This window comes from Leptonema illini DSM 21528 (genome assembly GCF_000243335.1).
In the GTDB taxonomy this organism is placed as follows: Bacteria; Spirochaetota; Leptospiria; order Leptospirales; family Leptonemataceae; genus Leptonema; species Leptonema illini.
Map to the genome: position 1 here is coordinate 3,677,235 of NZ_JH597773.1, position 12,927 is coordinate 3,690,161.

14 protein-coding genes and 1 tRNA gene are annotated in these 12,927 nt (G+C 54.2%); 11 read left to right on the top strand and 4 right to left on the bottom strand.

All coding sequences use genetic code 11. From position 1 onward, the window contains the following. Nucleotides 1–4 precede the first annotated feature (4 nt). A tRNA-Arg gene (locus tag LEPIL_RS17020) sits at nt 5–78 on the bottom strand. Nucleotides 79–288: 210 nt separating this feature from the next. Here LEPIL_RS17020 and fba point away from each other — a divergent pair. Genes fba through LEPIL_RS17040 form a run of 4 tightly spaced genes read left to right on the top strand, consistent with a single transcriptional unit; the run spans nt 289 to nt 3,841 of the window. Next, nucleotides 289–1,233: a class II fructose-1,6-bisphosphate aldolase gene (fba, locus tag LEPIL_RS17025; RefSeq protein ID WP_002774371.1), complete on the top strand. Its 945-nt coding sequence runs from the start codon at nt 289–291 to the stop codon at nt 1,231–1,233. Then, nucleotides 1,230–1,925: a ribulose-phosphate 3-epimerase gene (rpe, locus tag LEPIL_RS17030; RefSeq protein ID WP_002774373.1), complete on the top strand. Its 696-nt coding sequence runs from the start codon at nt 1,230–1,232 to the stop codon at nt 1,923–1,925. The genes fba and rpe overlap by 4 nt, the downstream gene beginning before the upstream one ends. Then, nucleotides 1,925–2,908 (top strand): class II fructose-bisphosphatase, encoded by a 984-nt coding sequence (gene glpX, locus LEPIL_RS17035; protein WP_040920533.1) that lies wholly within the window; start codon nt 1,925–1,927, stop codon nt 2,906–2,908. Before rpe ends, glpX begins: the two co-directional genes overlap by 1 nt. Nucleotides 2,909–2,953: 45 nt before the next feature. Then, the gene (locus tag LEPIL_RS17040; protein WP_002774377.1) at nt 2,954–3,841 is read left to right on the top strand and encodes a phosphoribulokinase; all 888 of its coding nucleotides are present in this window, start codon (nt 2,954–2,956) and stop codon (nt 3,839–3,841) included. A gap of 68 nt (nt 3,842–3,909) precedes the next feature. Here the strand turns inward: LEPIL_RS17040 and LEPIL_RS17045 are convergent, their stop codons facing one another. Together LEPIL_RS17045 and LEPIL_RS17050 are read right to left on the bottom strand one after the other, a co-directional pair. After that, the gene (locus tag LEPIL_RS17045; RefSeq protein ID WP_002774379.1) at nt 3,910–4,653 is read right to left on the bottom strand and encodes an HAD-IA family hydrolase; all 744 of its coding nucleotides are present in this window, start codon (nt 4,651–4,653) and stop codon (nt 3,910–3,912) included. 44 nt (nt 4,654–4,697) lie between these two features. Further along, entirely contained in the window at nt 4,698–5,618 is a 921-nt protein-coding gene (locus LEPIL_RS17050; protein WP_002774389.1) for a LysR family transcriptional regulator, read from the bottom strand. Nucleotides 5,619–5,876: 258 nt separating this feature from the next. Between LEPIL_RS17050 and LEPIL_RS17055 the strand changes: the two genes are divergently transcribed. Together LEPIL_RS17055 and tkt are read left to right on the top strand one after the other, a co-directional pair. Then, nucleotides 5,877–7,250: a ribulose-bisphosphate carboxylase gene (locus LEPIL_RS17055; protein ID WP_002774391.1), complete on the top strand. Its 1,374-nt coding sequence runs from the start codon at nt 5,877–5,879 to the stop codon at nt 7,248–7,250. Continuing rightward, on the top strand, nt 7,247–9,283 hold the full coding sequence (gene tkt, locus LEPIL_RS17060) for a transketolase (protein ID WP_002774393.1): 2,037 nt from the start codon (nt 7,247–7,249) through the stop codon (nt 9,281–9,283). Before LEPIL_RS17055 ends, tkt begins: the two co-directional genes overlap by 4 nt. Nucleotides 9,284–9,407: 124 nt before the next feature. Here tkt and hemJ read toward each other — a convergent pair whose 3' ends face one another. Continuing rightward, complete coding sequence (gene hemJ, locus LEPIL_RS17065; RefSeq protein WP_002774394.1) at nt 9,408–9,836, bottom strand: protoporphyrinogen oxidase HemJ; 429 nt, start codon at nt 9,834–9,836, stop codon at nt 9,408–9,410. Nucleotides 9,837–9,883: 47 nt separating this feature from the next. On the opposite strand from hemJ, the gene LEPIL_RS17070 reads away from it, so the two are divergent. The 5 genes from LEPIL_RS17070 to LEPIL_RS17090 all read left to right on the top strand — a co-directional run bounded on the left by LEPIL_RS17070 (nt 9,884) and on the right by LEPIL_RS17090 (nt 12,796). Next, complete coding sequence (locus LEPIL_RS17070; protein WP_157135103.1) at nt 9,884–10,309, top strand: pyridoxamine 5'-phosphate oxidase family protein; 426 nt, start codon at nt 9,884–9,886, stop codon at nt 10,307–10,309. After that, on the top strand, nt 10,306–10,809 hold the full coding sequence (locus tag LEPIL_RS17075) for an NYN domain-containing protein (protein WP_002774397.1): 504 nt from the start codon (nt 10,306–10,308) through the stop codon (nt 10,807–10,809). Before LEPIL_RS17070 ends, LEPIL_RS17075 begins: the two co-directional genes overlap by 4 nt. A 488-nt stretch (nt 10,810–11,297) precedes the next feature. Next, nucleotides 11,298–11,705, top strand: coding sequence for a hypothetical protein (locus tag LEPIL_RS23820; protein WP_211208650.1), 408 nt, complete (start codon nt 11,298–11,300; stop codon nt 11,703–11,705). Then, complete coding sequence (locus tag LEPIL_RS17085; RefSeq protein WP_002774399.1) at nt 11,702–12,130, top strand: hypothetical protein; 429 nt, start codon at nt 11,702–11,704, stop codon at nt 12,128–12,130. Before LEPIL_RS23820 ends, LEPIL_RS17085 begins: the two co-directional genes overlap by 4 nt. A 30-nt stretch (nt 12,131–12,160) precedes the next feature. Beyond that, complete coding sequence (locus tag LEPIL_RS17090) at nt 12,161–12,796, top strand: hypothetical protein (protein ID WP_040919057.1); 636 nt, start codon at nt 12,161–12,163, stop codon at nt 12,794–12,796. The last annotated feature ends 131 nt before the right edge of the window (nt 12,797–12,927 follow it).

The following is a 12,927-nucleotide window of genomic DNA, read 5'->3' on the forward strand; positions in this document are numbered from 1 at the left end:
AACCTGCTCCGAGCAGGATTCGAACCTGCGACACCTGGATTCGAAGTCCAGTACTCTATCCAGCTGAGCTATCGGAGCGGTACGTCAGAACGCCCTGCCTCAGCTCTCTGACAACCGCTTTTTAGATATTAGCCTGATTCCGGACGAACTTCTTTTCATTCTCAAAATCAAAAGCCTCATTTTTCTAAAAGCAGCGGATTTTTCTTCTTGCTCGATTCCTGAATTCGTGTCGGTCTGGCGGCTCTAAAAATATACCCCTACCCGCTAAAGGTAGTAAGGAGGAAGAGTATGCCACTTCAATCGCCCGGACTGATGTTTCGTAAGGCTTTAAATTTCCGCTACGCCGTCGGAGCCTTCAACGTGAATAATATGGAGATGCTGCAGGGTATCGTCGAGGCGGCGCGGGCTCTGCGTTCGCCCGTGATCTTGCAGGTTTCGGCCGGTGCGCGCAAATACGCCGGCCATGACTATCTGGTGAAGATGGTGGAGGCGGCCGCGACGACCGACGTGCCCATCGCCCTGCATCTTGATCATGGCGCCGATTTCGAGATATGCAAGGCTGCCATCGACGGAGGCTTTAATTCGGTGATGATCGACGGATCGCATCATGGTTTCGAAGAGAACATCCGGCTAACGCGACGCGTCGTTGATTATGCCGATGAGCGCGGCGTGTTTGTAGAGGCGGAGCTCGGCCAGCTTGCCGGCGTCGAGGACGACGTATCGGCCGAGCACAGCGTCTTTACAGATCCTGATCAGGCCGTGGAGTTTGTTCATCGAACCGGATGTCATTCGCTTGCCGTCGCCATCGGAACGAGTCACGGCGCATATAAGTTCAAAGGAGCGGCTCGTCTGGATTTCGAACGGTTGAGCCGGATTCATACGCTCATGCCGGGTTATCCGCTTGTGCTGCACGGCGCTTCGTCGGTACCGGCTGCCCTCATCGAAGAAGCGAACCGATACGGAGCGAAAATCGAAGACGCACAGGGCATTCCCGAAGAGATGCTGCGAGAAGCGACGACGATGGGAGTGGCGAAGATCAACATCGACACCGACCTGCGTCTTGCAGCCGTGATGGCGCTGCGTCGTGCGATGGCGGGTAACCCGGCGGAGTTTGATCCGCGCAAGTTTTTCGGTCCGGTGCGCGACGCCATCCGCGAGATCGTGCAGCATAAGATGAAGAACGTACTCGGAAGCGCCGGTCGCGCCGATGACGTTATCGGAGCGGCGTCATGAACGCGGCAATGCTTGCGCCTTCCATCCTGTCGGCCGATCTAACGCGGCTTCGCGATCAGATCATCGCCGTCGAGAAAGGCGGCGCCGATCTGCTTCATGTCGACATCATGGACGGACATTTTGTGCCGAACATGACGTTCGGGCCCAATATCGTGCGTGCCCTGAAGTCCATCAGTAATCTGCCGCTTGATGTTCATCTTATGATCGAAAGACCCGAGAACTATGTGGACGAGTTTATCGAAGCGGGAGCGTCGATCGTGAGCGTTCACTATGAGGCGACCGTGCATCTGCATCGTCTGGTGCAGCGCATCCGCTCAAAGGGAGCGAAGGCAGGCGTCGCTCTGAATCCGGCGACTCCGGTCAGCGTGCTCGAAGAGATTTTACCCGATCTCGATATGGTTCTTCTTATGTCTGTGAATCCGGGATTCGGCGGTCAGAAGTTTATCCCGGCATCTGCGGCTAAAGTCGAGAAGCTTCGTGCGATGTGTGATCGACTCGGCGTGAATCCGCTGATCGAGATGGACGGCGGCATCGGTGTGGATAACGCAAAAGACCTGCGCCGGGCCGGAGTGGACGTCTTCGTCGCGGGGAACGCCGTTTTTGGCGCTCCGCAGATTGCGGCGACGGTCGATCTGTTGCGCACGTTGATTCAGGCCAATCAACCCGTCCAGCAGCCGGTGGAGGTGCGATGATGGAGCGTCCTACACGTAACCTGGGTTTTGATCTTCTGCGCGTAACCGAGTCGGCGGCCATGATGGCGGCGCGCTGGATGGGGCGGGGTGATAAAAACGAAGGAGACCGCGCTGCCGTCGATGCGATGCGGTTGATGTTTGGCACGGTCGACTTTCGCGGGCGTGTCGTGATCGGCGAGGGCGAAAAAGACGAGGCTCCGATGCTGTATACGGGCGAAGAGCTCGGTACAGGCAACGGGCCCGAGATGGATATCGCCGTCGATCCCGTCGAAGGCACGACGCTTCTTGCGAACGGGCGTCCGAACGCGATCGCCGTCGTCGGTCTTGCTCCGCGCGGATCGATGATGGATCCCGGTCGCTCGTATTATATGCAGAAGCTCGTTGTTCCGCCCGGCGCTCGAAATGCCGTCGATCTCGACGCTCCCGTTTCGGATAACCTTGCAAGCATAGCTAAGGCTCTTGGAAAGCAGGTCGACGATCTCGTCGTCTTCGTCCTTGATAAGCCGCGTCATCGCACGCTTGTCGATGAAATTCGTCGTGCCGGGGCGCGTATTCAGTTTCATACCGATGGCGATGTGAACGGAGCGCTGATGGCCGCCCAGGGAAATTGCGGTATCGATTTGATGATTGGAACGGGAGGAACGCCCGAAGGCATCCTGGCCGCTGTTGCCATCAAGGTGATCGGAGGTCAGATCCTTGGCAGGCTTGATCCACAGAGCGAGGACGAGCGTCGTCACCTTGAGGAGGCGGGCTTTGATCTGAGGAAGGTGTACAGCGTCGACGATATGGTGCGTTCGAACGACGTCTATTTTGCCGCGACGGGGATCACCGACGGTCCTTTTCTCAAGGGCGTGCGTTATGAATCGCATTTCGTCGTCACACATTCGATGGTGATGCGCGGATCTACGGGATCGCTGCGGTACATCGAATCACACACCGATCTTGATAAGCTGATGCAGATCAGCGCCCTGTCGTATCACTGAACGACCACGAATTCTGCAACTCTCACTTTTTTATAGGAGTATCGTATGTCTGTTAAATATCCGGTTATTGCGGTCACAGGCTCATCAGGAGCGGGAACGAGTACCGTTCGCGTCGCCTTCGAGCATATGTTTCGTCGGTTAAAGATCAATGCCATTACTGTGGAAGGCGATAGCTTTCATCGGTATGATCGCAAAGAGTTCAAGAGCGTCGTCGCCGAATCCTATGATAACGGGCAATGCAGGCCGCCAAGTCACTTCGGTCCGGAAGGCAATCACTTCGATAAGATCGCCTCTCTGTTTCAGGAGTTCGGGCAGAGCGGACAAGGGCATGTGCGGCATTATATTCACAGCGAAGAAGAGGCCGAGCAGTACGGAACGGCGCCTGGAACGTTCACCGAGTTTGAGCCCATTCCAGAAGGCACTGAGGTTCTGTTTTACGAAGGACTGCATGGCGGCGTCGTGCATGGCGACGTCGATGCCGCATCACATGTCGATCTTCTTGTCGGAGTCGTGCCGATCGTTAACCTTGAATGGATTCAGAAGATTCATCGAGACGTCGGCCAGCGAGGCTACACGGCTGAGGCGGCCACCGAAACGATTCTGCGTCGTATGTACGACTATGTGCACTATATCACCCCGCAGTTTTCGCTTACGAACGTCAACTTTCAGCGAGTGCCCACGGTCGACACTTCCAATCCGTTTATTGCACGGGACATCCCCACACCCGATGAAAGCTTTGTCGTTATCCGATTTCGCTATCCCAAGAGGATCGATTTTCCATATCTCTTGCAGATGATTCAAGGAGCGTTCATGTCCCGGCCGAATACGATTTGCGTGCCGGGTGGAAAATTCGGAATGGCGCTTGAAATCATTTTGCAGCCAAAAATCGAGCGTATTTACGAAGCGAGCTTGCAGGCGCGCGGAGTTAAATGAAGACCGGCTTACAGGCTCGCGGAGTCGACGAGAGCCTGTAAGCCGGCGGAATTGAATGAGCCTGCCTCTCAGACGGTGAGGGAATCAAGGTACGCAAGGTCGACGTAGCCATCATGAAGCGCGGGCCCATTTATCAGACGGGCCGGCGTTTTAGGATCTCCGAGATCGCTGAGCACGGCGGCGGCTCCCGAGAAGTCGTGATGATCGGTGAATTCATTCTGCGTGATGAGCACGGGCAATCCTGCAGATCGAGCTGCCACAAGGCCGATGTGGCTGTCTTCGATGACGATGATATTCTTGCGGTTCTGTTCAAGAAGCATCTGCTTTGCCGTTACATAGATAGCCGGATCGGGCTTTTTATGGCGGATCTCCGTTCCGGTGAGCAAGAAGGCGAAGTATTTCGAATAGTCCTCGGCGAGAGAATAGCGAAGCAACGGATCAACGTTCACGCGAGATGTCGTCGTCGTCAGACCGCACGTGATGTCGCAAGCGAGGGCGTCTTCGAGCAGCCTGCGCACACCGGGACGGATCTGAAACCCGGCCTCCATGCGCTCGACGTATAACTCATTCTTCAGCTTGTGAAGTCCGGCGGCAAGATCGCGCAGATGGTCGGGAGGGTTGTCGAGTTTTTCAAAAAAATGACGGATGCGCTCTCGACCGCCGGCGATTTCAAGCAGGGTTCGATATTCTTCAAAAGACCACTGATATGGAAGCCCGAAGTGCTGGAAGGCCTCGTTGAAGCATTGCAGATGAACGGTTTCGGTCTCGGCTATGGTACCGTCGAGATCAAAGAGCACGGCCTGAAGACGCATGACGTAGTGATACAGGTCCGATGATTCTGGCGAGCATAAATTGGCTAACGCCGCACGTCCGCAGCACGGTGTTTCAGAAAGGCCAGGAATTCTCGTGCGGCTCGCGGAAGCTGTTTGCCGCGTCTTGAAACGGCGAACCACTGCTTCTGTAGCGGGAATTTCTCGGTCTTGATTACCACCATCCTTTTCGAAGCGGTTTCCAGTTCGATGCTGGAAAGCGAGAGCACCGAGATGCCGAGCCCGCCCATCACGGCCTGCCGGACGGCTTCATTACTGCCAAGCTCCATATAGGGCTTGATCTCGTAACCGCTTTCGCGCATCACCGTTTCAAAGGCCAGCCGTGTGCCCGATTCAGGTTCGCGCAAGAGCAGTCGCTCGGTAGCAAGCTGTTCAAGGGAGATCGATTTCTTTTTCGCAAGCGGATGGTCGGGCGAGGCGACGACGACCAGCTCATTTTTCATGATGGGCAGGGCGTCAACAGGCAAACTCTCGGGCACTCGTCCTGTAATAAATATGTCATCGCGGTTCCCTGCGATGCGTTCGATCAGCTCAGAGCGATTGCCAACATGAAGTCGGGGGATGACGTGTGGATGCAGATCGAGAAACAGGCCCAGGTAAAACGGTATAAAGCCGGCGGTGCTCACGGAGCAGATGCGCAGCTCTCCTTTGAGATCCCCCTGCATTCCCGAGATTTCGTCATCGAGCTTCTGCAAAGCCGCAAGGATGCTGCGAGCCGCATCATAAACCTGCTGACCTGTTTCTGTTAATTCCTGTGTGCGACCGATGGTCTGGAAAAGCGCTGATCCGACGATTTCTGCCATGCGGCTCAGCTGAATAGAGATCGTCGGTTGTGTAATGTTCAGCTCTCTTGCAGCGGCGGAATGCCCGCCATGATCAACGACGGCGACGAGTAGCTGGAGCTGGCGCAACGTCAGATGCTGAATAAAATAGTCGGTTTCTCGCATACCGTTCCTGCCCGGCGTACACAGCTTCGCTTTTCAGATGCCGGCTGCACATTGATGGCAGTTTATCCGGAGCAATAGATAATTGTCTATTAGTATTTGGAGAAAAATAGATTGAAAGCAATACCAGTCCTGACAGACGTTTGCTTACGGCCTGGAACAAGGAATGTCGTCAGGAGCCTGCGCGAAGGTAAGAGTCGACGAAATACGACGAAACAAGTCGAGATACGACAATTGGCCTCGTAAAATCTGGAGGGAATTATGGATCAATCAAAACGTTATGCGAGACTGGATCTTCGCGAAGAAGACCTGATCTCTGGCGGAAGACATGTTCTGACCGCCTATCGCATGAAGCCGAAGCAGGGTTACGGTTATCTTGAGACGGCGGCGCATTTCGCGGCGGAATCTTCGACGGGAACGAACGTCGAGGTGAGCACGACGGACGATTTCACACGAGGCGTCGACGCCCTCGTCTACTGGATCGACGAAGCGAACGAGCTGATGAAGATTGCGTATCCGATCGATCTCTTTGATCGTAACATACTCGATGGCCGTGCGATGATGGTTTCGTTTCTGACGCTTGCCATCGGAAACAATCAGGGCATGGGCGATGTTGAGTATGCGAAGATGCTCGACTTTTATTTTCCACCGGCCTATCTGCGTCTTTTCGACGGACCGACAAAAAACATCGCCGATCTGTGGCGTGTGCTCGGTCGGCCGGTCGTGAACGGCGGCTTTATCCAGGGCACGATTATTAAGCCGAAGCTCGGGTTGCGAGCCATCCCCTTTGCGAAGGCTTGCTATGAATACTGGGCGGCCGGCGGGGACTTCATCAAGAACGACGAGCCGCAGGGCAATCAGGTCTTTGCTCCATTGCAGAAGGTGATCCCTCTTGTCGCCGATGCCATGAAACGAGCGATGGATGAGACGGGCGAGGCCAAGCTTTTTTCGGCGAATATTACGGCCGATGATCCCGCTGAGATCATCGCTCGCGGCGAGTTCATACTGCGAGAGTTCGGCGAGCATGCCGATCATGTCGCCTTTTTAATCGACGGCTATCTCGCCGGTACGACGGGCGTGACCACGGCACGACGCAACTTTCCGGATCAGTTCATCCACTATCATCGAGCCGGTCATGGGGCGATCACCTCTCCACAATCGAAGCGGGGTTATACATCGTTTGTTCTTTCGAAGATGGCCCGATTGCAGGGAGCGTCTGGCATCCATACGGGCACGATGGGATTCGGGAAAATGGAAGGAGATCCCGAAGACCGCATCCTCGCCTATATGCTCGAAGGCGATTCCGTCGATGGGCCATTCTTTCATCAGGAGTGGCTCGGTATGAAGGCCTGCACGCCGATTATCTCGGGTGGTATGAACGCCCTGCGTCTGCCGGCCTTCTTTGATAATCTCGGGCATGCGAATATCATTCAGACGTCTGGCGGCGGTAGCTTCGGTCATAGAGACGGAGTGAAGGCCGGTGTGGCATCGATCAGACAGGCCGTCGAGGCATGGCAGAAGGGCATTTCCCTGCTGGACTATGCAGGCGACCATCAGGAACTGGCAGCAGCGTTTCATTCTTTTCCGGGCGATGCTGATGTCATGTTCCCGGGATGGAGGGAGAAACTGCGATGAATAGCACTTATAAAGAAGCGGCTTCGGAGTATGCACGGACCGCTACCGTCGACGAGGAGCGAGAGATGGATCGTAAAACACTGGCCAATGCTATTCGAGCGTTGAGCATCGACGCCGTCGAGAAGGCGAACTCCGGGCATCCCGGTGCTCCGATGGGAATGGCCGATATGGCTGAGGTTCTCTGGAACGATTTTCTCAGACACAATCCGAAGAATCCGAATTGGGCGAACCGTGATCGTGTCGTGCTTTCAAACGGCCATGCCTCGATGTTGCTCTACTCGGCTCTGCATCTGAGCGGTTATGATCTTACGATCGATGATCTGAAGAACTTCAGACAGTTGCATTCGAAGACTCCGGGGCATCCCGAATACGGTCACACGGCCGGCGTCGAGACGACAACAGGGCCGCTCGGACAGGGCATCACGACCGCTGTCGGCATGGCGCTTGGCGAGAAGCTGCTTGCTTCTGAGTTTAACCGGGACGGCCTTTCTATCGTCGATCATCATACGTATGTTCTTGTCGGCGACGGATGTCTCATGGAAGGCATCTCGCACGAAGCGGCTTCTCTGGCGGGAACATGGAAGCTGGGCAAGCTCATCGCCCTGTATGACGACAACGGCATCTCCATCGACGGAGAGGTAAAAGGCTGGTTCAGCGAAGACGTCGCCGGTCGTTTCCGCTCGTACGGATGGCAGGTGATCGACGGAGTTGACGGCCATGACGCATCTGCCGTCGCCGCTGCCATAGCGAAGGCGAAGGCCGATACGGAGCATCCTACCTTGATCTGTTGCAAGACCGTTATCGGATTCGGCTCTCCTGCGAAGGCAGGCAAAGAAAGCGTGCATGGCGCTCCGCTTGGAAAAGACGAGGCGGCCGCGACAAAGGCTGCGCTTGGCTGGAATCATGACGCCTTTGTTATTCCCGACGAGGTCTATAAGGCCTGGAACGCTTCGGTTAAAGGAGCGGAGGCCGAAGCGCAGTGGAATGCGCTTTTTGCAAAGTATGAAGCCGCGCATCCCGATCTCGCCGTCGAGTTTAAGCGGCGCGGCGAAGGGCGCCTTCCGGCTAACTTTGAAGAAGTCGTGAAGGCCTTTCTTTCAAAAGAGCAGCCTGCAAAAGAGGCGACTCGCAAAACGTCGCAGCGTGTGCTGGGCGAGTTGAAGGCGGCCCTGCCCGAGATGCTCGGCGGTTCGGCCGACCTTACACATTCGAATCTTACGAACTGGTCGGGTATGAAATCCGTACAGCCTGGCGCAAACGGCGGTAACTATCTGCATTTCGGCGTACGTGAATTCGCCATGGCGGCGATCATGAACGGCCTGCAACTGCACGGACACTATCGACCGTTCGGCGGAACCTTTCTCGTCTTCTCGGATTACATGCGCAATGCGATGCGGTTATCCGCCCTGATGAAGCTGCCTGTTATCTATGTTCTCACGCATGATTCGATCGGCCTCGGCGAAGACGGCCCGACACATCAGCCCGTCGAACATGTGCCGTCGTTGCGCTTGATTCCCGATCTGGACGTCTGGCGCCCCGCGAACGTCGAAGAGACGCTTGTGGCATGGAGCGAGGCCTTGAAGCGTAAGGACGGACCGTCGGCCTTTATCCTCAGTCGATCGAATATCGACTTCACTCCCGTAACGGATCTATCGGCCGTTGCAAAAGGCGCCTATGTCGCCGTCGAACCTTCGCGTAAGGCCGAACAGCTCATCATCGCAACGGGATCAGAGCTGCCGTTAGCCATCGAGGCGGCAAAGCAGAAGAATGCATCAGGCGGAGCGGTGCGCATTGTTTCGATGCCCTGTGCCGAACGGTTTGATCGTCAGGATGCGGCGTATCGGGAGTCGATCCTGAATGTGCCTTATGCGAATCGTTATGCGATTGAAGCTGCGCATCCGGGTCTGTGGGCGAAGTATGCGCCGTTTGAAAACATCATCGGTATTGATTCGTTCGGAGCCTCGGCCCCCGGAGAACTCTTGATGAAGCACTTCGGATTCACGGTGGAGAATCTGCTGAAGCGACTCGGTTGAGTTTTACAGCAGAAAGCATCGACAGCGAAGCAAAGCCGATTCGATGAATGAAGGCCGCCTGTTAAGGCGGCCTTTTGCTATGCTGAGGGCATGTTTCTCGTCAATGGCGCTGGACTCAGCTTTCTCAGAATGGCTTGACGACGGCCAGGATAACGACGGCGATCAGAACGAGGGTGGGAAGCTCGTTTAAAAATCGAAAGCGTTTATGATCGAAGGCCTCGCCGGCCATAAGGCGTTTATGATAGCGCACGGCCAGGAAGTGATTGGCAAAAAGCACGAGCACGATCATCAACTTCGTCCAGATCCATCCGACGGCCATGAAATAGTCGAGATTGATGAAGAGCATGACGAGCCCGAGCACCGTCGTCACGATCATCGCCGGATTCATAATGATGCGAATCAGTTTCGATTCCATGACGCCCAGCTGCTCTTTTACGGCGGGCGAGTCGTTCATCGCATGATAGACGAAAAGCCTCCAGATGTAGAAGAGGCCGGCGAACCAGGCGACGAGAGCGATGATGTGAAAAGCCTTGATCCAGAGGTAATAAGTCATTGACGTTCCTTCTTCGCCCGATGCGATGAACCATGCTGCCCGGAGCGATGAGCGAGTTCTTCCAGCGGAATCATATAATGTGTCTGGCTACGGCATCAGGCGGTCAACCGTATTCCACTCCGCTCTTCTATCATTTCAGTGCAACAGACGTGATTTTCACTTTTCTCAGCTCCCTTCAAACGCGCCATGCCGACGAAGCCATTCTTAACGAACGTGTGAGCGCCGCCGTCTATGCGCCTCATCGTGACGTGGCCATGCTTCAAGGGGCGCAGATGCTCGGAACGGTGAGCATGCACCGCCCTGACGAGCGTGAAACAGCGAAGGACTTTGCCGGTTACAGAGAGAGGTTTCCGGAATGCGAGCCGCTGCTTGGCGATCCCGAGCTGCGCTTCTGGACGCTTCGGGTGCACTGGATCAAATATACGGATAACACCGTGCGCTTCGGGCATAAAGAAATCTGGAGTCGATCGTGATCCTTGTTCTGGACGGTTTTAACGTTATCTATAAGTTTCCCGAGTTTGAAGAGGATATGGTGCGCGGTCAGCTGGAATCGGCCATGCGCGGACTGACGTCTTACATGGCCTTCTTGCGAAAGAGTTATCCGAAAATGGAGATACATATCTTTTTCGACGGTAGGCGTTCGAGGGGCGACGATACGTTCCGGGATTACGAAAGCGGCATTCATACGTATTATAGCATCGACGAAAGCGCCGATCATCTGATCCGGGAGTTCGTCGAGTCGAAGTTCGGCGGGGAGCAGATTCGCGTCGTCAGCTCAGATAAACAGGTCAGGCAATACGCAAAGGCGCATCGCTGCGAGCTCCAGAGCTCCGAAGAATTCTATGAATGGTACGGGAAGGCGACGACGCCGAAGCCCGGTCGCGTCGCCGAGAAGCCCGATCGGCAGATGAGCTCTCGCGAGGTCGAAGACTGGATGAAGCTCTTTCGGTCTGGGAAAAAAAAGCGGACTTAAAGTAGCTCCTGAAGCCTTATCCAAATTCAGCTATCACTCCTTATTTCCGATCAGATCGAATCAAGCCCGTCTGCGTTATAACTCAGGAATGATTGTAGGAAAAAAGTGTTGCACCCTGCAAGGATAGATTAATAGTCAGTACTGCCTGTGTGAGGTGATGGATGGACGCTTTTCGTGGTTTTGTATTCTGCCTTCTTTTCCTGTCATTTTCGTGTGCTCATGAGAATGCAAAATTTGCATTCCATTCGACCGGTCAGGTTACGGAAAGGACAGACAGGCCGATTCTCATTATCCCGCCTGTAGTTCTTCACTCGGGCAGAACCCTGCTGAAGAAGCAAAATCTGCGCATCGTCGATGGCAATGGATTCTCTTCGAATTTTTCAGAGATTCAGGAAAGTCTACCGGCCGAAGTCAGGCAGAGGGTTCGTTACAGCCAGAATGACGGCCAGGCGCTTTTGGGAAAGGTCGGACGTTCAGGGAATCCGGCCATGCTGGAACACAGTCAGTGCGTACACTGCGTGAGAGACTTCCTGCGCAGCCATGATGCCGACTGGTTGGTTGTGCCCGCCATCGATTTTGAGCTAAGAAAGGGTACGTTTATCCCGAGCAGTCAAGCTGCCGGCTCATTTACGTTCTGTCAGAATGCAGAATGGATTCAGGGCGATTCGTTTATCCTTATATTTAATCGGAATGGCGAATTGATGCTCGATTCAAGAGATACGGATCTATACCGGTCTAACTTCGGTGCGACATCATCTCGCAGCGTCAATCGGATTCAGCTGTTTGAAGTACGGAAGAAAACTGAAAATAAGTGCGATATGGTTTATCAACCTCAGTTTCAGCCGTCTGCATATTTCGAAGGCATAAATTGGTCGGTGATTTCGGAGCTCCCATGAGAACAACTGGTAACGCGTTATTTTTTTTCAAGCGAATTTTCCGGGTAGGATCTTTCTTTCTACTGACTGGCTGCATGACTCTTACTGGTGGAACGAATCAGTATGTTGAGATCCAGTCTGATCGGCCCGGAGTGCAAGCAGTGATTCTGCTGAATGGAGAGGTTGTCAGGACTTCCGACCCAGGGGATGAGTGGATTGCCGTCCCGAAAACTCCCGGAGTTGTTATCCGCTTTGATCTAAAAGGGCACCCTTCAAAGTCCTTTGTTCCGACGGTTCGACCCGATCAGGTACAGGGAGTGAAGGTCCTTCTTTTTAACCTGCCGAATATTTTTGTAGGTTATCTGATCGATGAAGCCAACGGGGCGACGAATGTTATCGCACCTGAAACGGTTGAGCTGAAATGGAGTGAAGACCATTCGAAGTAGCAGGGATCACAGGAATCCGGCAAGGTGCGTATGACGTACAGCACCCACAGGATAAAAAAAATAGGAGAACAATCGATGTTGAGAAAAACCGGTATTTGTGCACTGGCGCTGATAGTTTTGTCGAGTTGCATTGCGAATGCTAACCTGAAGGAGGGTCCGCCCGATGATAATAAAATTGTCATTACCGGCGTGATTACTCGAAAAGAAGGTGGAGAGCAGGTTTCCTGGATGCGTTATCGTGTATTGATGGCGGTGAATTGCGTTGGAAGCGCCGCATTCGACCCGGAAGGAAAAAGTGCCGCTGGTGTGGGTATTGATTCAGGAACGGGCCTCTATGCGATTGAAGTTCCGGTAGACTACGCAGCGACGGCATCAAACGGGCGATTGGTGCTCGCCTGCACATTTGCATGGGGACAGAACACGACTCTTGCGTCAACCGTTCTCTATGATCTGGGCTTCATTAAAAAGCCGGGAGTGTATGTCGTTCCAGCTCTCGACGCACATTTTGCTTCCTGGGATAGCATCGTTCCTTCGTCTATCGTATTACAGAGCGGACAGCCGCACGAGACGAGCCTGAAGGTATTTCAGGAGAAGTACAAAGATTACAATGGATACGGTAATATTATACCGGTCGATCCAAAGATGATTGTGCATGTGAAGAAATAGTATGCGCTGCCGGCAGGTTGGACTCTGCGTTTCCTGCTGCGATATCAAGATCTTGCGCCGATAAGCTAAAGCTGTAGCGGATGCAGGCCTGTCAATCCGGGCCTGCATCCGCTACAGACAGCTCAAGGATC

Bases quoted from the DNA above. Each gene is read 5' to 3' on its own strand.
- fba (WP_002774371.1), top strand. From the start codon at position 289: ATGCCACTTCAATCGCCCGGACTGATGTTTCGTAAGGCTTTAAATTTC.
- rpe (WP_002774373.1), top strand. From the start codon at position 1,230: ATGAACGCGGCAATGCTTGCGCCTTCCATCCTGTCGGCCGATCTAACG.
- glpX (WP_040920533.1), top strand. From the start codon at position 1,925: ATGGAGCGTCCTACACGTAACCTGGGTTTTGATCTTCTGCGCGTAACC.
- LEPIL_RS17040 (WP_002774377.1), top strand. From the start codon at position 2,954: ATGTCTGTTAAATATCCGGTTATTGCGGTCACAGGCTCATCAGGAGCG.
- LEPIL_RS17045 (WP_002774379.1), bottom strand. From the start codon at position 4,653: ATGCGTCTTCAGGCCGTGCTCTTTGATCTCGACGGTACCATAGCCGAG.
- LEPIL_RS17050 (WP_002774389.1), bottom strand. From the start codon at position 5,618: ATGCGAGAAACCGACTATTTTATTCAGCATCTGACGTTGCGCCAGCTC.
- LEPIL_RS17055 (WP_002774391.1), top strand. From the start codon at position 5,877: ATGGATCAATCAAAACGTTATGCGAGACTGGATCTTCGCGAAGAAGAC.
- tkt (WP_002774393.1), top strand. From the start codon at position 7,247: ATGAATAGCACTTATAAAGAAGCGGCTTCGGAGTATGCACGGACCGCT.
- hemJ (WP_002774394.1), bottom strand. From the start codon at position 9,836: ATGACTTATTACCTCTGGATCAAGGCTTTTCACATCATCGCTCTCGTC.
- LEPIL_RS17070 (WP_157135103.1), top strand. From the start codon at position 9,884: ATGAGCGAGTTCTTCCAGCGGAATCATATAATGTGTCTGGCTACGGCA.
- LEPIL_RS23820 (WP_211208650.1), top strand. From the start codon at position 11,298: ATGCTGGAACACAGTCAGTGCGTACACTGCGTGAGAGACTTCCTGCGC.
- LEPIL_RS17085 (WP_002774399.1), top strand. From the start codon at position 11,702: ATGAGAACAACTGGTAACGCGTTATTTTTTTTCAAGCGAATTTTCCGG.
- LEPIL_RS17090 (WP_040919057.1), top strand. From the start codon at position 12,161: ATGACGTACAGCACCCACAGGATAAAAAAAATAGGAGAACAATCGATG.